Annotated in this window: 28 protein-coding genes; 18 read left to right on the top strand and 10 right to left on the bottom strand. The window is 67.4% G+C overall.

All coding sequences use genetic code 11. The annotated features are described in order from the left end of the window. Positions 1–14 precede the first annotated feature (14 nt). From acpS to KV697_RS11990, 3 genes are read left to right on the top strand one after another with little or no spacing between them, the layout of a single operon-like run. Complete coding sequence (gene acpS / locus KV697_RS12000) at positions 15–425, top strand: holo-ACP synthase (protein WP_219018390.1); 411 nt, start codon at positions 15–17, stop codon at positions 423–425. Beyond that, positions 422–1,402, top strand: a complete 981-nt coding sequence (lepB, locus tag KV697_RS11995; protein ID WP_219018389.1) for a signal peptidase I — start codon at positions 422–424, stop codon at positions 1,400–1,402. Before acpS ends, lepB begins: the two co-directional genes overlap by 4 nt. Beyond that, a complete protein-coding gene (locus KV697_RS11990; RefSeq protein ID WP_219018388.1) occupies positions 1,399–2,481 on the top strand; it encodes an AI-2E family transporter in 1,083 nt (360 codons plus the stop codon). Before lepB ends, KV697_RS11990 begins: the two co-directional genes overlap by 4 nt. A 262-nt stretch (positions 2,482–2,743) precedes the next feature. Here the strand turns inward: KV697_RS11990 and KV697_RS11985 are convergent, their stop codons facing one another. Next, positions 2,744–3,865, bottom strand: coding sequence for a glycosyltransferase (locus KV697_RS11985; RefSeq protein ID WP_219018387.1), 1,122 nt, complete (start codon positions 3,863–3,865; stop codon positions 2,744–2,746). A 213-nt stretch (positions 3,866–4,078) separates the two neighbouring features. Here KV697_RS11985 and KV697_RS11980 point away from each other — a divergent pair, with 213 nt between their 5' ends. From KV697_RS11980 to KV697_RS11970, 3 genes are read left to right on the top strand one after another with little or no spacing between them, the layout of a single operon-like run. Further along, complete coding sequence (locus tag KV697_RS11980) at positions 4,079–5,035, top strand: hypothetical protein (protein ID WP_257575296.1); 957 nt, start codon at positions 4,079–4,081, stop codon at positions 5,033–5,035. Beyond that, the gene (locus KV697_RS11975; protein ID WP_219018385.1) at positions 5,032–5,559 is read left to right on the top strand and encodes a DUF2141 domain-containing protein; all 528 of its coding nucleotides are present in this window, start codon (positions 5,032–5,034) and stop codon (positions 5,557–5,559) included. Before KV697_RS11980 ends, KV697_RS11975 begins: the two co-directional genes overlap by 4 nt. Before the next feature lie 10 nt (positions 5,560–5,569). Further along, complete coding sequence (locus KV697_RS11970; RefSeq protein WP_219021372.1) at positions 5,570–6,754, top strand: glycosyltransferase; 1,185 nt, start codon at positions 5,570–5,572, stop codon at positions 6,752–6,754. A gap of 116 nt (positions 6,755–6,870) precedes the next feature. On the opposite strand, the gene KV697_RS11965 is transcribed toward KV697_RS11970, so the two are convergent. The 3 genes from KV697_RS11965 to ubiG all read right to left on the bottom strand — a co-directional run bounded on the left by KV697_RS11965 (position 6,871) and on the right by ubiG (position 9,871). Next, on the bottom strand, positions 6,871–7,608 hold the full coding sequence (locus tag KV697_RS11965; RefSeq protein WP_219018384.1) for a polysaccharide deacetylase family protein: 738 nt from the start codon (positions 7,606–7,608) through the stop codon (positions 6,871–6,873). Then, positions 7,605–9,038: a hypothetical protein gene (locus KV697_RS11960; RefSeq protein WP_219018383.1), complete on the bottom strand. Its 1,434-nt coding sequence runs from the start codon at positions 9,036–9,038 to the stop codon at positions 7,605–7,607. Before KV697_RS11960 ends, KV697_RS11965 begins: the two co-directional genes overlap by 4 nt. A gap of 161 nt (positions 9,039–9,199) precedes the next feature. Further along, positions 9,200–9,871 (bottom strand): bifunctional 2-polyprenyl-6-hydroxyphenol methylase/3-demethylubiquinol 3-O-methyltransferase UbiG, encoded by a 672-nt coding sequence (ubiG, locus tag KV697_RS11955; protein ID WP_257575294.1) that lies wholly within the window; start codon positions 9,869–9,871, stop codon positions 9,200–9,202. 120 nt (positions 9,872–9,991) lie between these two features. Between ubiG and KV697_RS11950 the strand changes: the two genes are divergently transcribed. From KV697_RS11950 to KV697_RS11940, 3 genes are all read left to right on the top strand, one after another. Further along, on the top strand, positions 9,992–11,254 hold the full coding sequence (locus KV697_RS11950; protein ID WP_219018381.1) for an aspartate kinase: 1,263 nt from the start codon (positions 9,992–9,994) through the stop codon (positions 11,252–11,254). A 351-nt stretch (positions 11,255–11,605) separates the two neighbouring features. Next, positions 11,606–12,592, top strand: coding sequence for an NAD(P)H-dependent flavin oxidoreductase (locus KV697_RS11945; protein ID WP_257575860.1), 987 nt, complete (start codon positions 11,606–11,608; stop codon positions 12,590–12,592). Between the two features lie 304 nt (positions 12,593–12,896). Beyond that, positions 12,897–13,694 (top strand): hypothetical protein, encoded by a 798-nt coding sequence (locus KV697_RS11940; protein ID WP_219018379.1) that lies wholly within the window; start codon positions 12,897–12,899, stop codon positions 13,692–13,694. A gap of 3 nt (positions 13,695–13,697) precedes the next feature. Here KV697_RS11940 and KV697_RS11935 read toward each other — a convergent pair whose 3' ends face one another. Genes KV697_RS11935 through KV697_RS11925 form a run of 3 tightly spaced genes read right to left on the bottom strand, consistent with a single transcriptional unit; the run spans position 13,698 to position 14,757 of the window. Continuing rightward, complete coding sequence (locus KV697_RS11935; protein WP_219018378.1) at positions 13,698–13,904, bottom strand: helix-turn-helix transcriptional regulator; 207 nt, start codon at positions 13,902–13,904, stop codon at positions 13,698–13,700. Beyond that, positions 13,901–14,323: a hypothetical protein gene (locus tag KV697_RS11930; protein WP_219018377.1), complete on the bottom strand. Its 423-nt coding sequence runs from the start codon at positions 14,321–14,323 to the stop codon at positions 13,901–13,903. Before KV697_RS11930 ends, KV697_RS11935 begins: the two co-directional genes overlap by 4 nt. A 29-nt stretch (positions 14,324–14,352) precedes the next feature. Further along, on the bottom strand, positions 14,353–14,757 hold the full coding sequence (locus tag KV697_RS11925) for a hypothetical protein (RefSeq protein ID WP_219018376.1): 405 nt from the start codon (positions 14,755–14,757) through the stop codon (positions 14,353–14,355). A 98-nt stretch (positions 14,758–14,855) separates the two neighbouring features. On the opposite strand from KV697_RS11925, the gene KV697_RS11920 reads away from it, so the two are divergent. The 7 genes from KV697_RS11920 to pal are packed head-to-tail and all read left to right on the top strand — an operon-like array spanning position 14,856 to position 19,920. Next, a complete protein-coding gene (locus tag KV697_RS11920; protein ID WP_219018375.1) occupies positions 14,856–15,326 on the top strand; it encodes a YbgC/FadM family acyl-CoA thioesterase in 471 nt (156 codons plus the stop codon). Beyond that, complete coding sequence (gene tolQ, locus KV697_RS11915; RefSeq protein ID WP_219018374.1) at positions 15,323–16,015, top strand: protein TolQ; 693 nt, start codon at positions 15,323–15,325, stop codon at positions 16,013–16,015. The genes KV697_RS11920 and tolQ overlap by 4 nt, the downstream gene beginning before the upstream one ends. Positions 16,016–16,027: 12 nt before the next feature. After that, entirely contained in the window at positions 16,028–16,486 is a 459-nt protein-coding gene (tolR, locus tag KV697_RS11910) for a protein TolR (protein WP_219018373.1), read from the top strand. Further along, complete coding sequence (locus KV697_RS11905; RefSeq protein WP_219018372.1) at positions 16,486–17,496, top strand: cell envelope biogenesis protein TolA; 1,011 nt, start codon at positions 16,486–16,488, stop codon at positions 17,494–17,496. The genes tolR and KV697_RS11905 overlap by 1 nt, the downstream gene beginning before the upstream one ends. Before the next feature lie 20 nt (positions 17,497–17,516). Beyond that, positions 17,517–17,930 carry a hypothetical protein gene (locus KV697_RS11900; RefSeq protein WP_219018371.1) on the top strand — a complete coding sequence of 138 codons (414 nt, stop codon included), beginning with the start codon at positions 17,517–17,519 and terminating at the stop codon, positions 17,928–17,930. An 11-nt stretch (positions 17,931–17,941) separates the two neighbouring features. Beyond that, the gene (tolB, locus tag KV697_RS11895) at positions 17,942–19,351 is read left to right on the top strand and encodes a Tol-Pal system beta propeller repeat protein TolB (protein ID WP_219018370.1); all 1,410 of its coding nucleotides are present in this window, start codon (positions 17,942–17,944) and stop codon (positions 19,349–19,351) included. Between the two features lie 44 nt (positions 19,352–19,395). Further along, positions 19,396–19,920: a peptidoglycan-associated lipoprotein Pal gene (pal, locus tag KV697_RS11890; RefSeq protein WP_219018369.1), complete on the top strand. Its 525-nt coding sequence runs from the start codon at positions 19,396–19,398 to the stop codon at positions 19,918–19,920. Positions 19,921–20,087: 167 nt separating this feature from the next. Here the strand turns inward: pal and KV697_RS11885 are convergent, their stop codons facing one another. From KV697_RS11885 to KV697_RS11875, 3 genes are read right to left on the bottom strand one after another with little or no spacing between them, the layout of a single operon-like run. Beyond that, the gene (locus tag KV697_RS11885; RefSeq protein ID WP_219018368.1) at positions 20,088–20,948 is read right to left on the bottom strand and encodes a S1/P1 nuclease; all 861 of its coding nucleotides are present in this window, start codon (positions 20,946–20,948) and stop codon (positions 20,088–20,090) included. A gap of 10 nt (positions 20,949–20,958) precedes the next feature. Beyond that, positions 20,959–21,885: an isoaspartyl peptidase/L-asparaginase family protein gene (locus KV697_RS11880; RefSeq protein ID WP_219018367.1), complete on the bottom strand. Its 927-nt coding sequence runs from the start codon at positions 21,883–21,885 to the stop codon at positions 20,959–20,961. 42 nt (positions 21,886–21,927) lie between these two features. After that, positions 21,928–23,094, bottom strand: coding sequence for an acyltransferase family protein (locus KV697_RS11875; protein WP_219018366.1), 1,167 nt, complete (start codon positions 23,092–23,094; stop codon positions 21,928–21,930). 61 nt (positions 23,095–23,155) lie between these two features. On the opposite strand from KV697_RS11875, the gene ispG reads away from it, so the two are divergent. Next, on the top strand, positions 23,156–24,283 hold the full coding sequence (ispG, locus tag KV697_RS11870) for a flavodoxin-dependent (E)-4-hydroxy-3-methylbut-2-enyl-diphosphate synthase (protein WP_219018365.1): 1,128 nt from the start codon (positions 23,156–23,158) through the stop codon (positions 24,281–24,283). Further along, a complete protein-coding gene (locus KV697_RS11865; RefSeq protein WP_219018364.1) occupies positions 24,283–24,693 on the top strand; it encodes an NUDIX hydrolase in 411 nt (136 codons plus the stop codon). The genes ispG and KV697_RS11865 overlap by 1 nt, the downstream gene beginning before the upstream one ends. Positions 24,694–24,697: the final 4 nt, after the last annotated feature.

The following is a 24,697-nucleotide window of genomic DNA, read 5'->3' as shown; positions in this document are numbered from 1 at the left end:
CCGGGGAGGATGGCATGATCATCGGTCTCGGCTCCGACCTCTGTAACATCGAGCGGATACAGGCCGCGCTCGACCGGCACGGGCCTCGGTTCGAGGCGCGCTGCTTCACCGACGTCGAACAGGCCAAGGCGGCCAAACGCCCCTTTACCCGCGCGGGCACCTACGCCAAGCGCTTCGCCGCCAAGGAGGCCTTTTCCAAGGCGGTCGGCACCGGCTTCGCGCAAGGCGTGTTCATGCGCGACATCGGCGTCGTGAACCTCCCCGGCGGTGCGCCGACCCTGTCTTTGACCGGCGGCGCGCGCGAACGGCTTGACGCGATGACGCCGGAGGGCCACGTCGCCCATATTCACTTGACCATGACCGACGATCACCCCTGGGCGCAGGCCTTTGTCGTGATCGAGGCACGACCGGAAGTTTCCGCATGAAGGACGCGGTGTTGGACACGAACCCAGGCTCGCCCGCCGACCCGACGGTGAGCGCACCGCCGCCACCTGCGCAGACGCCGCCCGCCAAGAAGAAGGGCACCGATTGGTGGGCCGAGGTCAAGGGGCTGTTCTGGCTGCTGCTGATCGTGCTGGGCTTTCACAGCTTCATCGCCAAGCCCTTCTATATCCCTTCCGAGTCGATGCTGCCGGGGCTGCGCGTCGGCGACCGTCTGGTCGTCAGCAAGTTCGCCTATGGCTGGTCCTATGTCTCGCCGACCATTCCCAACCCGGTCGCGATCTTCAAGTCGGTGGTCCTGCGCCAGCCCGAGGCGAGCTGGAGCTATCAGCTGCCCTTCATCCACGGCCGGTTGTTCGGCTCGCTGCCCAAACGCGGCGATGTCGTGATCGTGACCCCGCCGGGCACGCATAACGACTATATCAAGCGGGTGATCGGCCTGCCGGGCGATACGCTGCAGGTGCGCGACGGCGTGGTGATCCTGAACGGCAAGCCGGTGCAGCGCGGGCCGCTCCATTATATCGATATTCTCATCGATACGAACAGCCCGTGCAAAGACTATGGCGAACAGGCGCGCGTCCGCACGGCGAGCGGCCAGTGGGTTTGCCACCTGCCGATCGTGACCGAGACGCTGCCCAATGGCCGCCGCTACGATACGGTCGAGATGGGGTGGAGTCCGGGCGACAATTACCCCGCGATCACCATCCCGGCCGACCATGTCTTCCTGATGGGCGACAATCGCGATCGCTCGGCCGACAGCCGCTATTCGCTGGCCGAGCTGGGGCTGGGTGGGCCGGTGCCTTATGAGAATATCGGCGGGCGGGCCGAGTTCGTGACCTTCAGCCTGGACGGCGACACGACGTTGAACCCGCTGAGCTGGTGGAGCTCGTTGCGCTCCGGCCGGGCGGGCCTGTCGCTGCACCCGACCACGGTGAAGGCCGGCGACGGCACCGCGCGATGAGCGATCCGGCCCCGCTGACCGACCGTCCCGCCCCGATCGAGTTCCGCGAAGGCTTTGTCCGGCGCGAGCTGACCCGTGCGGCGATCTGGCTGGGGCTGATCGCCGTGATGGCGATCACCGTGCTGCTGGTCCAGCCGCTGCTGGTGATCTTTGCAGGGCTGGTCTTTGCCACGCTGCTCGACGGTGGGGTCCGGCTGCTCGGCCGGGTGTTGCCGATCGGGCGCGGCTGGCGGCTGCTGATCGTCGTGCTGGCGGTAGTCGTCTTCCTGCTCGGCACCTTCTACCTGACCGGCGTCGAGATGACGCAGCAGGTGACGCAGCTTCGCTCGACGCTGGAGACGCAGGCGGGCAAGGTGACTGGCTGGCTGGCCGAACAGGGGCTGATGCCCAAGACCTCGGACCTGAACGGGCTGCTGAAACAGTCGATGGGGTCGATCGGCAAGCTGACCTCCTGGGTCGGCACCGCCGTCGGCGCAGTCACGACGATGTTCATGATCCTGGTCATCGGCCTGTTCCTGGCGATGGACCCGGAAGGCTATGCGCGCGGCCTGCAATGGTTCGTGCCGCGCGCCGCCCGTGCCGAGTTCGCGGTCACGCAAGCCCGCGTCATGTTCACGCTGCGCCGCCTGCTCGCCGGGCGTCTGCTGGGCATGGCGGTGGAGGGGGTGCTGACCGGCATCGCCCTGATGATCGGCGGGGTGCCGATGGCACTGCTGCTGGGCATCATCGCCGGTATCCTGGCCTTCATCCCCAATATCGGGGCGATCATCACCGGCACGCTGATGATCGCGGTCGGCTTTTCGGCCGGTAGCGATGCGGGCTTCTGGGCGATCGGCACCTATCTGATCGTGCAGACCTTCGACGGCTATGTCGTGGTGCCGATGGTCGCCAAGCGCACCGTCGATCTGCCGCCCGCGCTGACCCTGTCGACCCAGATCATGGCGAGCGCGCTGTTCGGTATCCTCGGGCTGGCGCTGGCCGACCCGATGACCGCCATGGCCAAGTCCGCGCTGCAACGCCGGTCGGCGCGCGAGGCGGAGCAGGACGGCGACACCGCCCGCGCCGAGGCGGATATTTAAGACCGATCGACTTTCGGAGCGGTTTTTCTATCCCTCTCCCCTGGACAGGGGAGAGGGATAGCGGAGCTGGCTAGCGTAGCTTGGGTGAGGGGTTGAGCGAGGCTTTGGCTCGCGCGCCCGCTTGGGCGAGCGCAGCACCCCTCACCCAGCTCCGACTAAGCCTTTGCCGTGCAAAGACTGAGTCTGCGCAACCCTCTCCCCCCAGAGAGGGGCGAGGGAGGGATAGGCATCGTTGATGTCGTCGGGCTAGTCCCCCGCCGTTCTACCCGACCAGCGCGGGTTCGAGCCGCCCCGTCTCGGCCCCTGTCTCACTGGGCGCCCGGCGGCCGCGCGCGGCGACGATCGAGTCGAACAGCGCCAGATAGCGCTCGGCCGAATCCTGCCCCGGTTGCGGCACGGGTTCGGGGCGCGGCGCCACCGGGTCGAGCCAGTGGCGCAGCGCCGCGACCAGCGCCCCCAGATCCTCGCGCGGGACGATCGTGCCCAGCGAGCGATGGGACACGATCTCATGCACCGCCGGGCTCGAATCGGTCGCGACGACGGGGGTTCCGACTGCCAGTGCCTCGCGCAGCACGCCCGGCACGCCCTCATAATCGGACGAGAGCGCCACCACCTGCGCCGCGGCCATCGCGGCGGGGGCGTTGGTGCTGTGGCCGGGCAGCGATACCCGGTGCGACAGGCCCAGTATCTGAATTTGCGCGGTCAGCGCCGGGCGCAGGCTGCCTTCGCCCAGGATCGTCAGGCCGATATCCTCGGGCAGATGGGTCATGGCGGTAATCAGCCGGTCCCAGCGCTTCTGCGGCTCCAGCCGCCCGACGCCCAGGATGCGGCGGCCCGGCGTCGTGGCGCGGGGCGCGGCGACGGGGTCGAGCAGGGTCGGCGGATTGGGGATGACCGCCACCGACAGCCCGGTGGCACTCTGCGCTTCCCGCGCGGTCGCCGGGGTCATCGCGACCAGCGCGTCCAGGAACAGCCGATGCCCCGCCAGCCATTGCCGCTGGCCCCAGGCGATCAGCGCCGCCTGATCGCCGCGATCGACCGCATTGGACATTTTGGCGACGATCGGCGGACAGGCGCCCGCCAGCCTCGCCCGCGTCCACGCCGCCATCGCGGTATAATGATTGCCCGGACAGAAGACGATGTCGGGCCGCACCTGCGCGATCAGCCCGGGCAGCGCGCCGCACAGCCCGCCATAGCGTTGATGCCCCAGCGTCACCGTCTCGACGCCCAGCGGCACGCCGCCCTGGAACTGTCCGTCCTCGTCCCCGAGGATCAGCGTCACGCGCCGTCCCCGGTTCAGCCAGCCCGGCAACATCCGGCCCAGCGCCGCCTCCACGCCGCCACGCATCGCCAGGGCATAGGTCAGGATATGATCGGCGGGCATAGGCTCCGGGCGGCAAAGGACGTTTCGATAATGGGAGCGCTAATCGCCGCTTGTCGCTCAATTATGTCAGTTTCAGCCCTAAGGTGGACACAATCGCGCGACAGAGGATGAATTCTTATTCAGGTGCGAGAAAGCAGTGTTGAGGTTAGCGGGCGCCACCGGCGAACGCCGCCGAGGAATCTCCATAACGTGCAGAATGAACGAGATGACCCCATGACCCCGCAACAGGCCCTGCCTGGCGGCCTGGCCCACGGAGCTGGCGGCGACACCGGCCCGGTGGCGCGCGACATGGCCGCGCTGGAGCCGTTGAAGACGGTCAAGAACCGTTGGCCCGCCATTATCGGCGGGCTGCTGACGCTCGCCATGATCGTCGGGCTGGGGCATGAGCTGCTGGGGCGCGGCCTGGTCGGCCTGAGCCATTCGGTGCCAACCAACCCGCTCTTCTACATCGTCTTTTTCGGCCTCTACATGGCGCTGCCGATCGGCGACTACATCATCTTCCGGCGGCTGTGGGGCATCCCGATCAGCGGCATGGCCGCGCTGATCCGCAAGCGGATCGCGAACGAAGTGGCGTTCAGCTATTCGGGCGAGGCCTATTTCTACGCCTGGGCGCGGGCCAATGCGAAGATGGTCGCCGCCCCCTTCGGCGCAGTCAAGGACGTCGGCATCCTGTCCGCCATCGCGGGCAACGCGATCACCCTGTTGATGATCGGGCTGGCCCTGCCGGTCGGGCGCGAGCTGCTGACCGCGGAGCAGTTGCGGCTGGTCTGGGGATCGATCGCGATCGTCATGGCGACGTCGCTGCCCTTCCTGATCTTTTCGCGGCGGGTCTTCTCGCTCGATCGCAAGACGCTGTGGTGGGTCTTCATGGTCCACTGCATCCGCCTGATCGCCAACTCGCTGCTGGTCGCGCTGGCATGGCATTACGGGATGCCGAGCGTGTCGCTGGGCATGTGGCTGTTCCTGTCGGCGGCGCGGCTGCTCGTCTCGCGCCTGCCGCTGGTGCCCAACAAGGACCTTCTTTTCGCCAATTTCGCGATCCTGTTGATCGGGCAGGATCAGGAACTGAGCGAGCTGATCGCCTTCACCGCGGCGCTGACCCTGCTGGTCCATGTCGTGCTGATCGCAGGGTTCGGTCTGACGGCATTGGTTCGGAAGGTACGCGCATGATTCGCGTGATGAAGATGATGGTGGCGGCGACGATCGCGCTGGCGGCCCTGCCGCAGGCGGCGGATGCGCAGATTCTGGGCAGCGACGCGGCGGCCTGTGCCGGCGGTGGCGGTCCCGCCATCCTGGCGCGGATCGAGGGGCTGAAGGACCGCAAGGGCAATCTGAAGCTCGAGCTGTATCCGGCGAACGAGGAGGATTTTCTCCAGGACGACGGCGTGCTGGTTCGCGCGGGCAAGACGTTCCGCCGCGTCACGGTGCCGACCCCGGCGGGCGGCGGGCCGATCGCGATGTGCATCCGCGTGCCGCATCCCGGCCGCTATGCCTTGCTGTTCACCCATGACCGCGACGGCAAGAACAAGTTCAATTTCTGGAGCGACGGGGCGGGCTTCCCGGCCAATACGAAGCTCGGCCGCCGCAAACCGCCGCTTGCATCCGCGCTGATTGACGTGCCCAACGGGGTGGCGACGACGACCATCCGTGCCCAATATCTGCGTGGGCTGGGCGGTTTCGGTCCGGTGGAGTAAGGAACGGACGATGCGCATCGTCGACGTCAACGAATTCTACTCCCCCACCGGCGGGGGCGTGCGGACCTATATCGACCGCAAGATGTCGATTCTGGCCGAGATGGGGCATGAGCTGATCGTGCTCGCCCCCGGCACCGAGGACGTGGTCGAGGAGCGCCCCGGCGGCGGCAAGATCATCTATATCAAGGCGCCGCGCCTGATCCTGGACACCAATTACGGCATGTTCTGGGACTCCGCGCCCGTCTGCCGCCTGCTCGACGAGCTGGACCCCGACATCGTGGAGGTCTCCTCGCCAGCCAAGCCCGCTTGGTTCGTCGCCAGCTGGCAGGGGCGCGCGAAGAAGGTCTTCTTCATGCACAACGACAATGTCGGCACCTATCCGGTGCGCTGGCTGGACGGCCTGGTCGCGCAGGAGCGGGTGGAGGACTGGTTCAGCTGGTACAGCCGCTACATGAACCGCTTCCTCGACCATTACGACCTGGTGCTGTCCAACGGCCCGGCGCTGGTCAAGCGACTCGGCAAGCGCGGCGTGCGGGTGGACGAGGGGATTCCGCTGGGGATCGAGCGGCATTTCTTCTCGCCCGACCACCGCGACGAACGCCTCCGCGCCGCGCTGTTGGCGCAGTGCGCGCTGCCCGAGGACGCGCATCTGCTGCTCGGGCTGGGGCGGCATCACCCTGAAAAGCGCTGGCCGATGGTCATCGATGCGGTGGAACGCGTGGCCTCGACCCGGCCGGTCGGCCTGATCCTGATCGGCGGCGGCGTCGCCAGCCGGACGCTGGAAAAGCGGATTGCGGGCAGCCCCCATATCCGGCTGTTCCGCCCGGTCTATGACCGCCCGCGCCTCGCCCGGATCATGGCGAGCTGCGACGCATTGGTGCACGGCTGCGAGACCGAGACGTTCGGACTGGTCGCCTCCGAGGCGCTGGCCTCCGGCCTGCCGCTGGTGGTGCCCGATTATGGCGGGTGCGCCGAGGTGGCGAACCCGCTGTTCGCCGAAACCTTCCGCGCGCGCGACGGCGCGGCCTGTGCCGAGGCGATCGAGCGGCTGCTGGCGCGCGACCAGCGCGTGCTGCGCAACGCCGCGCGAGTCGCGGCGGGCAAGGTGTTCAGCGATCGCGACCATGCCGAGGCGCTGATCGCGCGCTATCAGGCGCTGCTGGATGGGGAAGTCGGGGAACGGGTGGCGGCCTGAGCCCCAACCTCCGTTCAGCCTGAGCGAAGTCGAAGGCCAAGGGAATCCCTACCCGCAAGCACAGGGCGTGCGCTTCGACTTCGCTCAGCGTGAACGGAGGGAGGGGGCTGGTTGCGTCAGGCCGCCAGCAAATCCGCATAACGCGACGGCGTGTGCGTCTTCGTCAGCCGCGAATAGGTCTTGTCGATACTGTCGAGCAGGGCAGGCACGCCATTGTCGCCCGGATGCACCGCGACTCGCGCGACGGGGGTCGGGCGCAGGCCGTGGCGGAGCACGGCGGCAGCGGCGAGCGAGCTGAGCTGGCGCCCGCGCGAACGGCTCGCCCAGGTGACGACGGGGCCGCGCGCGATGATCTTGCCATCAGTCGGCGTCCAGACGCGGAAGTGATCCTCCGCCAGCCCGAAACCCGCATCGCCCAAGGCCAGACGCGCTTCGTCCGAATAGAGCCAGGCGGGGGCGATGAAGCCGGTCGCGCGGCGGCCGATGATATCCTCGATCAACGCGGTGCCGCGCTGCATCCGGTGGAGCGCCTCGGCGCGGTCCAGGCCAACGAACTCACCTTCGCCCGCCGTCATGTGCTTGGCCTTCAGCGCGGTCTTCGAGTCGGTATGGACCATATCGTCTTTGTGCGACCAGCCATGGACGAACATTTCGATCCCCATGTCCGCCCAGTTGCGCAGTCGCGTGGCGAAGGGCGTGCCCGGCGCAATGGGGGCGCTGTTCCAATGATCGGGGATGACCAGCATGGCTAGGCGCGGGCCGCCGAGATGCCCCGACAGCCGGTCGTACAGCGCATCGACCGCCCCCTCGAAGCGGGGGGACACGTCATGGATCGAGGCGAGAAGGCGTTTCATCGCGTGGATTTATAGACGCTGATCGTCTCATTGCCCATCGGCAGTTTCGCCGCCAGCCGGTAGCCGTCGGCCATCGCCGCGACGACGCGGGCATGCGCCTGGGGTCGCTCGCCATTATAGGGCGGGCGCATCACGACGACGGCGGGATGCTGCGAGAGGATGCGGGTGATCTCGGCATCCTGGTCGACGCCGGTGGCCCCGGTCTCGCGCGCGCGGCTGAGATGCGCGGGCACGATCCAGCGCGACAGCGCGCAGCGCTGGTTCGCGACATAGAGCATGGTGCTGCCCGAATAGACGTACAGGCAGCCCGGCCCCCTGCCGACCGCCTGGGACAGGGCCGCGAACTCCGCCGCGTCGCCGCGCTCGTGTCGTAAGGACAGCAGCACGATCTGGCCCGCCAACGCCACGGTCAGCAGCAGGGCGACGGTATAGCGCCGCCGCCAGTCCTCGCCCCCCAGCATCGCGGCGGCGGCAGTGCAGGCGGGGAGCAGGATCGGCAGGCCGTAATGGTCGAACCACGGCCGGAACAGCAGCACGCCGACTATGCTCGCGCCCAGCCAAACGGCGAGGAAGGTCCGCTCCCGGTCGCGGCTTGCGCGCTTCAACCCCAGCACGGCCAGCGCCACGATCGGCGACAGGATCAGCGCCATCTGCCCCAGATTGCCCGCCAGCTCGCCGATGGGATCGGGGTTGCGGTGGAAGATCGACAGGAAATTGGCATAGAGGAACGCATCCCACTGGCCGATCGCGGCATAGACCCCCGCCGCCAGCAGGGTGGGGGCCAGCGACAGGACGATCAGCCCGGCGCCATAGGCGATCAGCGCGGCGACCGACCGGCTCCGCCGCCACTCGCTGGCGAGCAGCCAAAGGCCGAAGACCATCCCCTCGAACACCGCAGAATATTTGATCTGGAGAACGATGCCGACCAGCGCCATTGCGCCAAGCCCCAACGTCCGGGAGGCGCGCCGGTCCGATTCGAGGATCGCCCAGGCCGCCGCCATCATCAGCAGATTGTAGAAGACCGGCGCCTGTCCGCCCTGTCCGCCCAGCAAATCCAACCACAGGATATAGGCGATCCCCGCCGCCGTCGCGCCCGCGCCCCAGCCGAGTCGCTCGGCCATCCGCGCGATCAGCCAGCCGGTTGCGACGACGCTGGTCAGTGCCATCGCCTGATAGGCCCATATCCCCGCCGGAAAGCCGAAGGCGGCGGGTATGGCGTAGAGCAGGAACAGCCCGACCGGCTTGCGGTCCCACACATCGACGAACGGCCATGCGCCCTGCCACATGGAATGGCCGGTGAAGAAATAGAACTCCTCGTCCACATGGACCACCGGATTGCCGAAGGTGAGCGCGCGGGCGAGGATCGCCACGGCGAGCAGGATGAGGAGGCGGTGGCCCGAGGGGGGCAAAGGCTTGTGCGTGACCGACATCAGAATAGGTCCGATCTTATTCCTCCCCTGTAAGGGGAGGGGGACCAGCGAAGCTGGTGGAGGGGTGTCCCCGGTGGCGAGGGAATCCTGTCCTATCAGGCCGGGACACCCCTCCGTCAGGCCTTCGGCCTGCCACCTCCCCTGCAAGGGGAGGAATGATCCTATCGCGTCGCGGTCACGAAATAGTCGAGCGCAGTCGAGTCGCTGACCATGAACCCCTTGGTCGGCGAATAGCTCAGCCCCCGCACGTCGCGCACCGACAGCCCGGCGTCGGCCAGCAACGCCGACAGCTCGTCGGGCGTCAGGAACTTCGACCAGTCATGCGTGCCCTTGGGGATCGCGCCCGTCCCCTCGGCCAGCGTGATGAGCGCCAGCCTGGACAGCGGCGTGCGGTTGGGCGTCGACAGGATCATGAGGCCACCCGGTGCCAGCGCATCGGCCAGCCCGCGCACGAATCGCGCCGGATCGGACACATGCTCGATCACCTCCAGCGAGGTGACGAGGTCGAACGTCTCGCCCGCCAGCCCCTCGACGCTGCCCGCACGGTAGTGGATTTCGAGGCCCGACTGCGCCGCATGGGCGGCGGCGACCGCGACATTCTCCGGCGCGGCGTCCAGCCCCGTCACCTCGGCGCCGAGTCGCGCCAGTGGCTCGCACAGCAGCCCCGCGCCGCAGCCGACATCCAGCGCCCGCTTGCCCGATAGCGGCGTGAAGCCCTGTCCATCAGCGTCCCAGTGCAGGTCGATCTGCTCGCGAATGTAACGCAGCCGGGGCGGGTTGAGTCGGTGCAGCATCGCGCTCGACCCCTTGGGGTCCCACCAATCGGCCGCCATCTTTCCGAAATGTGCGGCTTCGGCCCCAATAATGGTAGAATCGTTCAAATGGCTTGCGTTCGTCATGGGGGCTACCTATCAGGACCGCCGTTTTACCCCAAGGAGATTGGCAAAAACCGCATGGCCCGTATCGTGATGAAGTTCGGCGGCACCTCGATGGCCGGAATCGAGCGCATCCGCAACGTGGCGGCGCGTGTCAAACGCGAGGTGGAGGCTGGGCATCAGGTCGCGGTCGTCGTCTCCGCGATGGCGGGGGAGACCGACCGGCTGGTCGGTTTCTGCCGCGAGGCCTCGTCGCTTTACGATCCCCAGGAATATGACGTCGTCGTCTCGGCGGGCGAACAGATCACCAGCGGGCTGCTGGCGATCACGCTCCAGGCGATGGGCGTCCCCGCCCGCTCGTGGCTGGGCTGGCAGCTGCCGATCCATACCGACACGGCGTTCGCGAAAGCGCGGATCGGCGAGATCGACACGACCGCGCTGGACGAAAGCCTGGCGGCGGGCGTGGTCGCGGTGATCCCCGGCTTCCAGGGCGTGGCCGAGGGCAATCGGGTGACGACGCTCGGCCGTGGCGGCTCGGACACCAGCGCGGTCGCGGTCGCGGCGGCGATGAAGGCGGAGCGGTGCGACATCTACACGGACGTCGACGGCGTCTACACCACCGACCCGCGCATCGTGCCGCGTGCGCGCAAGCTGTCGAAGGTCACCTATGAGGAGATGCTGGAACTCGCCAGCGTCGGCGCCAAGGTGCTCCAGACCCGCTCGGTGGGTCTGGCGATGAAGGAACAGGTGCGCGTGCGGGTGCTCAGCTCGTTCGACGACGCACGGGACGAAGACGGACATCGCGGCACGTTGATCGTGGGCGAAGAGGAAATCGACGATATGGAACGCCAGCTCATCACCGGCATCGCGCATGACAAGAACGAAGCCAAGATCACCCTGACCGCCGTGCCCGACCGGCCCGGCTCGGTCGGCGCGATCTTCGCGCCGCTGGCCGATGCGGGGATCAACGTGGACATGATCGTCCAGAACATCGCCCATGCGACCGGCTCGACCCCCGCGTCGACCGACGTGACCTTCACGGTCCCCTCGGCCGACCTCGCCCGCACCCTGGACGTGCTGGAAAAGGCGAGCGGCGACATCGGCTATGCCAAGATGGTCCACGACACGCGCGTCGCCAAGATCTCGGTCGTCGGCGTCGGCATGCGCAGCCATGCGGGCGTCGCCTCGACCATGTTCCAGACGCTGGGCGCGCGCGGGATCAACATCCTTGCGATCACGACTTCGGAGATCAAGGTCAGCGTGCTGATCGAAGAGGACTATACCGAACTGGCGGTGCGTGTCCTGCACACCGCTTACGGCCTGGACGCCGAAGCGGCCTAAAGGCTTCCCCCCTCTCTGGGTTCGGCTTGGGGAGGGGGCTTTCGTTCGCGCGAAGCCGCGAAGACGCGAAGCGTCTTCAAGAAGATGTGTTCGCGCAGAGGCGCTGAGGGCGCTGAGGTGGCCTATCCAGCCGCCATTCTTGCCCTTCAATGATGGCCTGTTGCGGTGGAGATTGCGCTGCCGCGCGCGAAACTTCTCTGCGTCCTTTGCGCCTCTGCGCGAACCAACTTCTTCGCGTCATCGCGGCTTCGCGTGAACCAAAATCTTGCCGTCCGCCCCGCTCCACGGCATGGAGCATCGATGACCGACACCCTCACCACCACCACCGGCGAACAGCGTCTCACCACCCGCATGGCGCGCGGCGCGGAATTTCTGGGCGCCGACATGGCGATCATGGCGGGGGCCATGTCCTGGGTGTCGGAGCGCAACCTGGTCTCCGCCATGTCCAACGCGGGCGGCTTCGGCGTGATCGCGTGCGGCGCGATGACCCCCGAACTGCTCGATACCGAGATCGCCGCGACCAAGGCGATGACGCAGCGCCCCTTCGGCGTGAACCTCATCACCATGCACCCGCAGCTGTTCGACCTGATCGCCGTGTGCGGCCGTCACCAGGTCGGCCATGTCGTGCTGGCCGGCGGCCTGCCGCCCAAGGGCGCGCTGGAGGCGATCAAGGAGACGGGGGCCAAGGTCATCTGCTTCGCGCCCGCGCTGAGCCTGGCCAAGAAGCTGATCCGCTCGGGCGTGGACGCGCTGGTGATCGAGGGCATGGAAGCGGGCGGCCATATCGGGCCGGTGTCGACCAGCGTGCTGGCGCAGGAGATGCTCCCCGAGATCGCGGACCAGATCCCCGTCTTCGTTGCGGGCGGCATCGGCCGGGGCGAGGCGATCGCCGCCTATCTCGACATGGGCGCGGCGGGCGTTCAGCTCGGCACGCGCTTCGTCTGTGCGACCGAATCGATCGCGCACCCCAATTTCAAGAAGGCGTTCATCCGCGCCTCGGCCCGCGATGCGGTGGCGAGCGTGCAGATCGACCCGCGCCTGCCGGTCATCCCGGTCCGCGCGCTGAAGAATGCGGGCGGCGAGCTGTTCACCGCCAAGCAGCGCGAAGTCGCCCAGTCGCTCGACGAGGGCAAGGTCGCGATGATGGAGGCGCAGCTCCAGATCGAGCATTACTGGGCGGGCGCGCTGCGCCGCGCAGTGATCGAGGGCGATGTCGAGCATGGCTCGGTCATGGCGGGCCAGTCGGTCGGCATGGTGACGAAGGAAGAACCGATCGCCGATATCCTCGCGCAGCTGATGGCCGAAGCCGCCGCCGCACTGGTCGCGCGCGCGGCGTAAACCTGTTCCTCCCCTGCAAGGGGAGGGTGAGCGAGCTTTGACGTGCCCCCGGCACGTCAAGATGGTGCCGGGGGCACCATCTCGCTCGCACATATCCAAAGGATGGTGGAGGGGTGTCCCCACTGGCCGTGACACCCCTCCGTCAGGGCTTCGCCCTGCCACCTCCCCTTGCAGGGGAGGAATAACGCGACCTCCAACCCCCTGACATACGCCTCGTTTCATCGCACAGGTTACGACGCGTTAACCTTGATTCGGCATGACGTGGCCCGATAACCGGGGGCGGGGTTTTCCGAGGATCAGGGTCATGGCGAGTTTGCGTATTGTATCGGGTTTGGCGATCGGCCTGTCGCTGGCGGGTTGCGCCGCGCGGGAAACGGCCAAGGTCGCGCCGCCGCCGGTCATGGTCCCGGCCCCGCCGCAATATGTCCGCGCGCCGATGCCCGCCGGTGCGACGCCGGGGATGCGAATTCCGGCGCTCCTGCCCGATGGCAATTACGCCACGCCGAATCGCTCGCTGACCAGCGCCGCCACGGTCTGGCACCTGCGCTCGGGGCTGAACGTCGCCGCGCTCGCCTGTCGCGGGCCGGATGAGGGACAGATCGTCACCCGTTACAACACCATGCTGACCGTCCAGCGGATCGAGCTGGCGGCGGCGGAAAAGCGCTATTCGGCGGAGTATCAGGCGCAGGGCGGCGACTGGCGCGACAGCTATGACGATGCGATGACCCGGCTCTACAATTTCTTCTCGATCACTCCGGTCCGCAAGACCTTCTGCGCCGCCGCCGACGAAGTGCTGGCTGACATCAGCGCCGCCCCGACCACCGCTTTCGACATGAAGGCGGCCGAGCGGCTGGAAAAGCTCAACGCGCCCTTCATCGCCTTCTTCCGCGCCTATGACGCATGGCGGGCGGGAACGATGGTGCCGGTGAAGCAGGGCGTCGCCCCGCTGACCGTCGCGAGCAGCGCTGCCCCCGCCGTCGCCCCGGCCAGCGCGCCGAGCGGCCCGGTCCTGTCGAGCCAGCCGGTGCCCGCCGCCAAGCCCTATACGCCGCCAGTCATCAACCCGCCCTCGCTGAAGGTCGATCCCGCCGCGATCCAGTAAGGATCAGTCGGCGATCCAGAACAGCGATTCGACCGACCGGCCCAAGGCTCGCGCCAACTTGAGCGCGAGCAGGGTCGAGGGCTGGAAGACGCCGTTCTCTACCGTGTTGATCGTCTTGCGGCTGACCCCGATCGCCTCGGCGAGCGCGCCCTGGGTCAGCCCGGCGGCTTCGCGTGCAGCCTTCAGGTCGTTGCCCAGCGTCTCGTTCATCGACTAGCACGCAGTTCCAGCGTCGAAAAGGCGATCAGCGCCGCCATCAGTCCGGCGGTGATGACAACCCGCCCCGCCGAGATGGTGTCGAGGGGGACAAGCGATCCGACGATGACGGTCGCAGCCGCCGCAGCCAGCATGGCCCAGAAGCCTGCCGCCAGACTCGACCGCCGATGGTCGCGTGTCGTTTCGTCGTTCATCAACCGGGATACCGGCCCGCATCGGCTCCAGCGGAACGGCAAAGCGGTGAGGTTGAGTGCGGTCAGCCCTATCATGACGAACCAGGGTGCCAGTCGCTCGGCTCCCTCGCTATGTCCGTGAATCGCCAGGACGGCCGATGCCAGAAGCGTTGTCGCCAGCAGATAGCCGATGATCGCCCGTGCCCGGCTTTGGCGTTCGGCTTTCTCGACGAGACCCATGCGTTCCTCCCCTATTCATCTTGTGTGGTTCACCGGCTGGCGCGCAGTTCCAGCGTGGCGAAGGCGATCAATGCAGCCACGAGGCCGGCGGTGATGACGATCCGGGCCGTCGCGATGGCGTCGAGCAAGGGGAAGCGTGGCAGCCCGGCCAGGAGCGCGGCGGTGGCCAGCATGACCCAGAATCCGGCGGTGAAGCTGGACCGTCGATGATCGCGGGTCGTCTCGTCGTCGAGCAGGGGAGCCAGCTTCCTCCATTCGAAAAGCCGGATGGGCAGGCTCGTCAGGCTGAGGGCCGCGCCACCGACCAGGACGAACCATGAACCGTCGGACACCCGGATGCGGGCGATAGCCATCATCAGCAATATCAAAGCGGTCAGATAACAGACGATCGCCCGGTCACGGCTTCTGGCTTCGGCCTTTTCCACGAGATTCATCACGACCTCCTGTAACCTATAGGTATCATGTAACCTGTAGGTAACAGCGCCGCAAGTGCCTTTCTTCCCCCGGACGGATGGGTTAACGGGCAGCCACCATGATGGTGACGGGAGAAGACCAGCCGAAGGGCGGCCGCTTCGAGGGGCATGAGCATCGCTTCGCGGTGCGCGTCTATTTCGAGGATACCGACCTGTCGGGCGTGGTCTATCACGCCAACTATCTGCGCTATATGGAGCGCGCCCGTTCCGACATGCTCCGCGTGGCCGGGATCGATCAGCGCGCCGCGCATGAGGCGGGGCAGGGCGCCTATGCCGTCACCGACATCGCCATCCGCTATGCCGCCTCCGCGCGGCTCGACGACGACTTGGTCGTCACATCCCGACTGATCGAGGTCAGTGCGGTTCGCGTCGTCATTCATCAGACAGTCAGGTGCGGGGCGGTCAAGCTGACCGACGCGCGCGTGACCGTCGCGTGGGTCGGCCCGAACGGTCGCCCGCGTCGGCAGCCCGCCGACTGGATCGCCATCTACCAACGCCTTGTCTGGCAAGGGGACACCCAACACCCATGAATCCCGTCTTCAACATGGATGCCGCCAGTTTGTCGCCCGTCGCGCTGTTCATCCACGCCGACTGGGTGGTGAAGTTCGTGATGATCGGCCTGCTGCTCGCCAGCATCTGGACCTGGGCGATCATCGTCGCCTTTTCGCGCAAGCTGGCGCGCACGAAGAAGGGCATGACCCGGTTCGAGCGCGATTTCTGGAAGGCCGAGGACATCGACGCCTTTCACCGGATGGAGCAGGACAATGAACTGCCCTCCGCGCGGGTCTTTTCGGCGGGCGTGCAGGAATGGCGCCGCTCGACCGCAGGCGGGCATATCGACCGCGACGGCACGCGCGAGCGCCTCGCCACCGCGATGGGATCGGCCGTGGCGGGCGAGATCGACAAGCTGTCGGACCGGCTGAACGTGCTGGCGACGGTCGGCTCGGTCGCGCCGTTCGTCGGGCTGTTCGGCACCGTCTGGGGCATCATGCGCAGCTTCACCGGCATCGCCCAGGCGCAGAACACCTCGCTGGCGGTCGTGGCGCCGGGCATTTCGGAGGCGCTGTTCGCCACCGCGATCGGCCTGTTCGCCGCCATTCCGGCGGTGATCGCGTACAACCGCTTCAGCCACGGCATGAACCGGGTGGAGGCGTCGCTCAACCGCTTCGCCGACGGGTTCCACACCACGCTCAGCCGCCAGCTCGACTCGGCGCGCTAAGGGACCGCCGCCATGGCCATGAACCTTCCCTCCCGCTCCGGCCGGGGCCGCCGCGCGCCGATGGCGGACATTAACGTCACTCCCTTGGTCGACGTGATGCTGGTGCTGCTGATCATCTTCATGGTGACGGCGCCGCTGTTGACCTCGGGCGTGCCGGTGAACCTGCCCGACAGCCGCGCCAAGGCGCTGGACCAGGAGCAGAAGCCCGAACAGATCGCGATCGACGAACAGGGGCGCATGTTCCTGAACGACGACGAGATCACCGAAGGCGACCTGCCCGCGAAGCTCGACGCGATCGCCGCGCGCAAAGGCCCCGACGGACAGGTGCCGCAAGTCTATCTGCGCGCCGACCGGGCTCTGGATTATGGCCGGGTGATGCGCGTGATGGGCGAGCTGAACCGCGCCGGGCTGAACCGCGTGTCGCTGGTCACCGTTGAGGGCGGACCGTCACAGGGGGCGGGCACCCGCTGATGGAGCGTGGGGAACGGACCGGACTGGCGATCGCGGTCGCAGGACATATCGTCCTGTTCGGCCTGTTGTCGGTCGGCTTTCTGTCGACGCCGAACCCGGAGAAGCTGAAGGTCACGCCGATCGACATCTCGCTGGTCAAGGATGTCGCGCTCGAAGCCGCGTCGCCCAACCCCAACGAGCAGGCCGCCCAGTCGATCGCGCCCGAGGAAGGGCTGCCCGAGGATGCCGCGCCGCCTGAGCCGGTGGAGGCCGAACCCGAGCCCCAGCCCGCCCCGCCGCCCCCGGCGCCGCAGCCGAAACCTCAGCCACAACCCAAACCCCAGCCGAAACCCGAACCGGCCAAGCCCCAGCCGCGCCCGGAACCCAAGCCGCAGCCGAAGCCCCAGCCCAAACCGGCGGAAAAGCCCCAGCCGCAGCCCAAGCCGAAACCCGCGCCCGCCAAGCCCGCCCCGGCCAAGCCGGTACGCGAGGCCAAGCCCGCGCCCGCCGCTCCGGCCAAGCCGAGCCCGGCGGCCAAGCCCTCCACCGCGAAACCCGCCACCCCGGCGCGGGGCAGCGGCCAGAGCCAGACGGCGACCACGGCCAAGCCACGCGGTTCGCGCCTGGGCGACAATTTCCTGAAGGGCCTGTCGCCCGATCCATCGCCCTCCAAGTCGGAAGCGGCCCCGGCAGCAAAGATGGGCGCGCAGCAGCTGGCCAATATCGCCTCGGCGATTCAGCGGCAGGTCCAGCCCTGCGCCAATCGGCAGGTGACGCCGGGACCGGGCGCGGAGAAGATCCGCGTCGCGATCAACCTGCACATCAACCGCGACGGCAGTCTGGCCTCCGAACCGCGCGTCGTCGGCCATACTGGCGTGGACGGGGAAAACGATCGCTATGTCGACCGCGTCGACGCGCTGGCGATCGCGACGTTCAAGGGCTGTTCGCCGCTGCGGGGCCTGCCGCAGGAGCTGTACGACATTCCCAATGGCTGGCGGAACATCACGCTTCGCTACAAGCTGCCGGGATGAAGATGATGCGGCACATATGCATGGCCGGTCTGGTATCGATCGGGAGTTCGGGAGCGGTCGCGCCGGTCGCGGCACAGACTGCGCCGCAAAGCCTGTCCCCTGCCGAGGTCTCGCAGATGCTCCACGTCGCGCAGACGATCCTGCATGACATCCAGCCCTGCGCCAATCGACAGACCAGTCCGGGGCCGGGGGCCGAGCGCATCGCCGTCATGATGCGATTGCATCTGGCCCGCGACGGCGGTCTGGCCGAAGCGCCGCATATCGTCGGGCATGGCGGCGTGAACGCCGACAATGAACGCTATGTCGCGCAGGTCGACGCAAACGCGGTCGCATCCCTGGTGGAATGCGCGCCGCTGCGTGGCTTGCCTACCGAATCTTATGATGGGCCGAATGGCTGGAGCCATTTCACCATGCGCTACAAACTTCCGGGTTGAGGATGATGCTTATGCCCCGTTCCCTGCTGACTCTTCCGCTCACCCTGGCGCTGGCCGCCAGCGCCGTGGGCGCACAGGACGTGCCCGCGCCCGCAACCCAGGATCAGGCTGCCCCCGCCGCCGGGCAGCAGCCCGCCGCCCAGCCCGCCAATGGTCAGGAAGGGCTGGTCGTCGATGTCGAGGGCGGTATCTCCGCGCCGATGCCGATCGCGATCCCCGCCATGCCGACCAGCGCGGTGGTGCAGACTCCGGCGGGCACGACCGATGTGGTGGGGCAGAAGCTGTCCGAGATCATCGCTAACGACCTGCGCAATTCAGGGCTGTTCACGCCGATCCCGCCCGCGCAGCTGCGCACCGTGTCCTTCCCGGAAGTGACCGCACCCGCCTTCGACTATTGGAACGGCACCGGCGCGCAGGCGCTGGTCCAGGGATATGTCCGCGCCAATGGCGACGGCACGCTGACGGTCGGATGCTATCTGTACGACGTGCTGGCCAAGAGCGAGCTGGCGCGGCAGGGCTTCGTCGTGACGCCGGGCGACTGGCGGCGCGCGGCACACAAATGCGCCGACACCATCTATACCAAGCTGACCGGCGAAGGTCCGTATTTCGACAGCCGCATCACCTATGTCTCGGAAACGGGGCCGAAGGCGCATCGCATCAAGCGGCTGGCGATCATGGACCAAGACGGCGCGAACCACCGTTTCCTGACCAACGGCCAGTCGATCGTGCTGACCCCGCGCTTCGCGCCGAACCAGCAGTCGATCGTCTATATGTCCTATATCGACAAGCGGCCCGCCATCTATGTCTATGACATCGGCACCGGGCGTCAGCGTCTGGTGGTGCAGAATGCCGCGACGACCTTCGCGCCGCGTTTCTCGCCCGATGGCCGCTGGATCCTGTTCTCCATGGCGCAGGCGGGCAATACCGACATCTACCGCGTGTCGTCGCAGGGCGGCTCGCCGCAGCGGCTGACCAATTCGCCGGGCATCGATACGGGCGGCAGCTATTCGCCAGACGGATCGAAGATCGTGTTCGAGAGCGATCGCTCGGGCGGGCAGCAGATCTATGTCATGAACGCCGATGGATCGAATCAGCAGCGGATCAGCTTCGGCGGCGGGCGCTATGCGACCCCGGTCTGGAGCCCGCGCGGCGACCTGATCGCCTTCACCAAGTTGGGCGGCGCGTTCCGTATCGGCATCATGAGCCCGTCGGGCGGCGGCGAAAAGCTGCTGACCAACAGCTGGCAGGACGAGGGGCCGAGCTGGTCGCCCAATGGCCGCGTCATCACCTTCCAGCGCTCGACGCAGGGGTCGTCGGGCAAGGCGGATGTGTGGATGGTCGACCTGACGGGCGTGAACGAGCGTCGTATTCCGACGCCGCTCGACGGGTCGGACCCCGCCTGGGGGCCGCTGCGCCAGTAAATTGTTTCGGGGGTTCTACCAATCTGTAGGGAGTTGAGAGTCCGATGACCAAGATCAAGACCACGCTCGTCGTTGCCACTATGGCGATCGCCATGGCGGGCTGCGCCAAGAAGCGCCCCGAAGTGCTGCCGCCAGCACCTGTCAGCCAGGGCAATGGCGTCGATCCCAATGCGGGTGCGAACACCAACCCGGACGGCGCGATCGTTCCCGGCTCGGATGCGGACTTCAAGCGCTCGGTGACGTCGAACACGATCCATTTCGGGCTCGACCAATATGACATCGATCCCCAGTCGCGCGCGATCCTGGACAGCCAGGCGCAGTGGCTGGCACGCTATCCCAATGTCCGCATCACCATCGAGGGGCATTGCGACGAGCGCGGCACCCGCGAATATAATCTTGCCCTGGGTGATCGTCGCGCCAACGCCGCCAAGAACTATCTGGCGGCGCGCGGTGTTTCGCCGGAGCGGATGAACGTCATCAGCTACGGCAAGGAACGCCCGATCGCGCTGGGTTCGGACGAAGCCAGCTATGCTGAGAACCGTCGCGCTGTGACGGTGGTGTTGAGCTGATGTGATAAGGCCCGGCCCTCACGAAGAGGGCCGGGCCTGATTGCGTTGGCTGATTAGGAATGCCTGACCTCCGTTCAGCCTGAGCGAAGTCGAAGGCCACGGGATTCGCGTGCGGCAAAGCGCCAGGCGTGCACTTCGACTTCGCTCAGCGCGAACGGGCGGTGGCGTTACGCCCGGAACGCGCTGTTCAGCAGCTTTGCGAGCCGCAGCCCGCCACGCTTCACCTGTTCGCGCTCGACCGGGGCCATTTCGCGGATCGCGGCTTCATCCATCTTCATATGCGCGGGCGTCGGCTGGCACGGATCGCCGCCCATCGCCGCGGCATAGGCGCGCTTGGCGATCGCCCAGTTTTCGCGGCTCCAGTCCATCACGTCACCCGCCGATTCGCGCCGCCGCTCGGCCGCCGGATAGGCGCGGACGAGCTTGGGCGGGGTCGAGATCGCCCGCTCGGCCAGCAGGCCGTCCCAGATCGAATGAAGGTTCAGGCGCGGCGTTGCATAGGCGCCGTAATCGACATGGGTGTCGTTGCCGCCCTTGTCGCTCTTGTCGCCCGCATGGAGCGGCTGGTGCAGGTCGCCGACGAAGTGGACGAGGAAGGCCAGCGCCATCACCCGGTCCTTCTGCGACGCCCGCTTGTCCTTCAGGATGGCGAGCTGACGTGGAATCTGCGCCGAGACGCAGTCGCCCGAATCGCAGGCCGGAGGCAGGCGGAAGGGCTGGCAGATGTCGATATTCTGATAGTGCCAGACATAGGCATAGCCGAAGCGCGACTTGCCGTTTTCGTCCTTCAGCGGCTTGACGCAATCGGGCCAGACGCTGGCCTCCTCGATCGTCCGCACCGGGCAGGTCGGCGTGTCGAGCGTGCCTTGCGCCTTCAGGATCTCGCGGATCTCCGCGCGGGCATGGGGGGTGATATTGGCCCAGGCGATGGCCGCGACGGTTTCGTGGCCATATTCCCAATAGGCGGCGGCGGGGGAGGCGAGCAAAAGGCCTGCCAGCATCCCGAACAAGATACGCAAGTGCTTCATGGGCCGCCTTTTATCCCTCGTCGGCGTAGATCGCCACCCGATGTTCGCCGAACGCCGTCGCACGGCCGCGATACATGCCCGCCGTCGTCATGCTCCAGGCGATGGTGCCATCAGGCGCGGCGACGATCGTGCCCCCGGTGCCGCCCAGTTCCTTGACCTCGGCCAGTACGGAATCGGCGGCGGCCTGCACGCCTTCGCCGGTAAAGCGGCGGCGCGCGGCGATCTCATGGCCGACGCCGACGCGGATGAAGACTTCGCCGGAGCCCGTGCAGGACACCGCACAGGCCCGGTCGTCGGCATAGGTGCCCGCGCCCACCAGCGGCGAATCGCCGATCCGCCCCCAGCGCTTGCCCGTCACGCCGCCGGTCGAGGTGGCGGCGGCGACATGGCCGTGCGCGTCACAGGCGACCGCGCCGACCGTGCCGTATTTCATGTCGCTGTCGAAGGCGTCGGCATTGCGGGAGAGCAGTTCGTCGAGCTGCCGCCGCCGCTCGTCGGTGTGGAACCAGCTGGGGGAGACCTGCTCCAGCCCCTGTTCCACAGAGAAGCGATCCGCGCCCGATCCGGCGAGAAGGACATGCGGGCTGGCCTCCATCACCTTGCGGGCGAGCGACACCGGGTTGCGGGTGTGCGTCACCCCGGCGACCGAGCCTGCCCGCCGGTCGCGCCCGTCCATGATCGCGGCGTCGAGTTCGTTGGCCCCCTCGCGCGTGAAGCACGCACCCCGTCCGGCGTTGAAATGCGGATCGTCCTCCAGCACGCGCACCGCCGCCTCCACCGCGTCCAGCGCGCTGCCGCCCGCCGCCAGCACCGCCGACCCGGCCTTGAGCGCGGCGTCGAGACCGGCGCGGGCGCCCGCATCCTGTTCGGGCGTCAGCACGTCCCGGGTGATCCGGCCCGCGCCGCCATGGATGACCAGCGACCAGGATGGGGACATGGGCGAAACTCCGAAACTGTCAGGGAAACGCCCGCGCCCCTATCAGATCGCAGCCTTGCTGCCATCCCCCGGCCTCAAGCCTATGAGGGGCCGTAGCCATCTGACGTTGCGACCGATCCCATAAAAGGCCCAGCATCCCGCCACCGTCGCCGCGATCAGGATCAGCGTATCCATCCACAGTGGCCAGCCCAGCCCGCGCAGGGCCAAGGCTACCAGAATGATGATCGTCTGGTGGATCAGGTAGAAGGGGAAGACCGCTTCGGTCAGCGTCCGTCGCCACGGGTGGTCACGGTTCCAGAATCGCTCGGCCACCCCGATCAGCGCGACGACCGCCATCCATCCCTGCACCGCGCGCGCACCCGCAAAGACGATACCCAGCCCCTGCGGCGCCCCCGTCAGCCCCGGCCAGCGCCATTCCAGCCCGCCCGCCACACCGTAGCTGGCGACCGCGATGGCGGCGGCGACCGGCCAGCCGCGCCGGAAACTGTCCAGCACCCGCTCCGACCCCGCCATGCCGAAACCGAACAGCAGCGCAGGGAAATAAATGGCATGGGCCAGCCAGTCGTCGAGCAGGCCATGCGTCTCCGACTGGCCCGGAAACAGGCGGATATCGACCAGCAACAGCCAGACCACCGGCAGCACCGCGCCGCCCCAGCCGCCGAACACCCGGTCGAACCATGCTTGTGCCGCCCCGACCCAGCGATGGCCGACCGCCAGCATCACCGCGGCCGCCATGGTATAGGCCCAGAGATAGCCGACGAACCAAAGGTGATTCCAGGCGGGCGTCGGCACCACGCCGCCGATCGCTCGAAAGCCCAGCCAGTCCCGCATCCAGAAGGTCCAGTAGGATCCAGCATAGCCATATTTGCTGACCAGCTCGGCCCAGATTTGCGGCGGCACCAGCACGCAGACGCCGAAGAGCAGCGGCACCAGAAGCCTGATGCTCCGCCCCCGCGCGAAGCTGAGGATGCTGGGATGCCGCACCGCCAGCGCGCGCGTGGCATAGCCCGACACGACGAACAGCAGCATCAGCCGCCACGGATTGCTCGCCAGCATCGGGATCGCCACCCAGGGCAGGCTCGCCAGCTGGACGTGAAAGCCCCAGGGCACGAAGACCATGCCGATATGATAGAGGATCAGGATCGCGAAGGCGCCGATCCGCAACCAGTCTAGGCCGTAATGGCGGGGGATGGGGGCGGCGGCGGTCATTTAGAGGGTCTGGTACAGCACTGACTTTGAACCGCAACTCGCTGCGCGTATATAGGGGTCCATGTCCATTCGTCCCTGGCGTGATATCGCCCGCCGCCAAAGCCGTCAGATCATGGTGGGCAACGTGCCCGTGGGCGGCGACGCCCCCGTCACCGTGCAGACCATGACCAACACGCCGACCAGCGATCCGGTCGCCACGATCAACCAGATCCGGCGCTGCGAAGAGGCGGGCGCGGACATCATCCGCGTCTCCTGCCCCGACACCGATTCGACCGCAGCCCTCGCCAAGATCACCAAGGCGGCGCGGGTGCCGATCGTCGCGGACATCCATTTCCACTATAAGCGCGCGCTGGAAGCCGCCGACGCGGGCGCGGCGTGCCTGCGCATCAATCCGGGCAATATCGGCTCGTCCGAGCGCGTTGCCGAAGTCGTCCGCGCTGCCAAGGCCAATGGCTGCGCCATCCGCATCGGCGTGAATGCCGGTAGCCTCGAGAAGGACCTGCTGGAAAAATATGGCGAGCCGTGCCCCGAGGCGCTGGTCGAATCGGCGCTCGATCATATCAAGCTGCTGCAGGACCACGACTTCCACGAATATAAGGTCGCGGTGAAGGCGTCCGACGTCTTCCTGGCGGTCGCCGCCTATCAGGGGCTGGCCGAGGCGACCGACTGTCCGCTGCATCTGGGCATTACCGAGGCGGGCGGGCTGATCGGCGGGACGGTCAAGTCCTCGATCGGCATCGGCTCGCTGTTGTGGTTCGGGATCGGCGACACGATCCGCGTCTCGCTTTCGGCCGAGCCCGAGGAAGAGGTGCGCGTCGGCTTCGAGATCCTGAAGGCGCTGGGCATCCGCAATCGCGGCGTGCGCGTCGTATCCTGCCCGTCCTGCGCGCGGCAGGGCTTCGACGTGATCCGCACCGTGCAGGTGCTGGAGGAACGGCTCCAGCATATTCGCACGCCCATGTCGCTGTCGGTGCTGGGCTGCGTCGTCAACGGTCCCGGCGAAGCGCGCGAGACCGATATCGGCGTGACCGGCGGCGGCAACGGCAAGCACATGGTCTATCTGTCGGGTCTGACCGACCACACGGTCGAGGATGCCGATATGGTCGAGCATATCGTCAAGCTGGTCGAGGCCAAGGCCGCCGAGCTGGATGCCGCCGACGTGGCGAAGGCCGCGATCGCGGCGGAGTAATGCCCGCCGTCATACGTATCGCCGCCGCCCTGATCGAGGACGGGGCGGGGCGATTGCTGCTGGTGCGTAAGGCGGGCACATCCTGCTTCATGCAGGCGGGTGGCAAGATCGAACCCGGCGAGGACCCCGTCGCCGCGTTGATCCGCGAACTGGACGAGGAAATCGGCCTGCGTGTCGACGTGGACGACCTGCGGCTGATCGACCGGTTCTCGGCGGCGGCGGCCAACGAGCCGGGATACAGTGTCGATGCGACCGTCTTCCACCTGCATAGCGATCATCACCCGGTCGCCGCCGCCGAAATCGCGGAGGCGATCTGGGTCGATGCCGCGACGGCCGAGACGATGACGCTGGCGCCGTTGCTTCGCGATCATATCCTGCCATGGTGGCGGGCCGATCGGGCGAGGGGGTGACGAT

The organism is Sphingomonas sanguinis (assembly GCF_019297835.1).
In the GTDB taxonomy this organism is placed as follows: Bacteria; Pseudomonadota; Alphaproteobacteria; order Sphingomonadales; family Sphingomonadaceae; genus Sphingomonas; species Sphingomonas sanguinis_D.
This window is presented reverse-complemented; position numbering and strand designations above follow the sequence as displayed.

Coding starts and splice junctions, on each gene's coding strand:
- KV697_RS11975 (WP_219018385.1), top strand. CDS start 5,032: ATGATTCGCGTGATGAAGATGATGGTGGCGGCGACGATCGCGCTGGCG.
- ubiG (WP_257575294.1), bottom strand. CDS start 9,871: ATGGCGGCCGATTGGTGGGACCCCAAGGGGTCGAGCGCGATGCTGCAC.
- KV697_RS11925 (WP_219018376.1), bottom strand. CDS start 14,757: ATGAATCTCGTGGAAAAGGCCGAAGCCAGAAGCCGTGACCGGGCGATC.
- KV697_RS11940 (WP_219018379.1), top strand. CDS start 12,897: ATGGCGAGTTTGCGTATTGTATCGGGTTTGGCGATCGGCCTGTCGCTG.
- KV697_RS11960 (WP_219018383.1), bottom strand. CDS start 9,038: ATGTCGGTCACGCACAAGCCTTTGCCCCCCTCGGGCCACCGCCTCCTC.
- pal (WP_219018369.1), top strand. CDS start 19,396: ATGACCAAGATCAAGACCACGCTCGTCGTTGCCACTATGGCGATCGCC.
- KV697_RS11900 (WP_219018371.1), top strand. CDS start 17,517: ATGGCCGGTCTGGTATCGATCGGGAGTTCGGGAGCGGTCGCGCCGGTC.
- KV697_RS11920 (WP_219018375.1), top strand. CDS start 14,856: ATGATGGTGACGGGAGAAGACCAGCCGAAGGGCGGCCGCTTCGAGGGG.
- KV697_RS11880 (WP_219018367.1), bottom strand. CDS start 21,885: ATGTCCCCATCCTGGTCGCTGGTCATCCATGGCGGCGCGGGCCGGATC.
- KV697_RS11945 (WP_257575860.1), top strand. CDS start 11,606: ATGGCGCGCGGCGCGGAATTTCTGGGCGCCGACATGGCGATCATGGCG.
- KV697_RS11930 (WP_219018377.1), bottom strand. CDS start 14,323: ATGGGTCTCGTCGAGAAAGCCGAACGCCAAAGCCGGGCACGGGCGATC.
- tolQ (WP_219018374.1), top strand. CDS start 15,323: ATGAATCCCGTCTTCAACATGGATGCCGCCAGTTTGTCGCCCGTCGCG.
- KV697_RS11950 (WP_219018381.1), top strand. CDS start 9,992: ATGGCCCGTATCGTGATGAAGTTCGGCGGCACCTCGATGGCCGGAATC.
- KV697_RS11885 (WP_219018368.1), bottom strand. CDS start 20,948: ATGAAGCACTTGCGTATCTTGTTCGGGATGCTGGCAGGCCTTTTGCTC.
- KV697_RS11985 (WP_219018387.1), bottom strand. CDS start 3,865: ATGCCCGCCGATCATATCCTGACCTATGCCCTGGCGATGCGTGGCGGC.
- KV697_RS11875 (WP_219018366.1), bottom strand. CDS start 23,094: ATGACCGCCGCCGCCCCCATCCCCCGCCATTACGGCCTAGACTGGTTG.
- acpS (WP_219018390.1), top strand. CDS start 15: ATGATCATCGGTCTCGGCTCCGACCTCTGTAACATCGAGCGGATACAG.
- KV697_RS11935 (WP_219018378.1), bottom strand. CDS start 13,904: ATGAACGAGACGCTGGGCAACGACCTGAAGGCTGCACGCGAAGCCGCC.
- KV697_RS11865 (WP_219018364.1), top strand. CDS start 24,283: ATGCCCGCCGTCATACGTATCGCCGCCGCCCTGATCGAGGACGGGGCG.
- KV697_RS11970 (WP_219021372.1), top strand. CDS start 5,570: ATGCGCATCGTCGACGTCAACGAATTCTACTCCCCCACCGGCGGGGGC.
- tolR (WP_219018373.1), top strand. CDS start 16,028: ATGGCCATGAACCTTCCCTCCCGCTCCGGCCGGGGCCGCCGCGCGCCG.
- tolB (WP_219018370.1), top strand. CDS start 17,942: ATGCCCCGTTCCCTGCTGACTCTTCCGCTCACCCTGGCGCTGGCCGCC.
- ispG (WP_219018365.1), top strand. CDS start 23,156: ATGTCCATTCGTCCCTGGCGTGATATCGCCCGCCGCCAAAGCCGTCAG.
- KV697_RS11990 (WP_219018388.1), top strand. CDS start 1,399: ATGAGCGATCCGGCCCCGCTGACCGACCGTCCCGCCCCGATCGAGTTC.
- KV697_RS11905 (WP_219018372.1), top strand. CDS start 16,486: ATGGAGCGTGGGGAACGGACCGGACTGGCGATCGCGGTCGCAGGACAT.
- KV697_RS11965 (WP_219018384.1), bottom strand. CDS start 7,608: ATGAAACGCCTTCTCGCCTCGATCCATGACGTGTCCCCCCGCTTCGAG.
- KV697_RS11980 (WP_257575296.1), top strand. CDS start 4,079: ATGACCCCGCAACAGGCCCTGCCTGGCGGCCTGGCCCACGGAGCTGGC.
- lepB (WP_219018389.1), top strand. CDS start 422: ATGAAGGACGCGGTGTTGGACACGAACCCAGGCTCGCCCGCCGACCCG.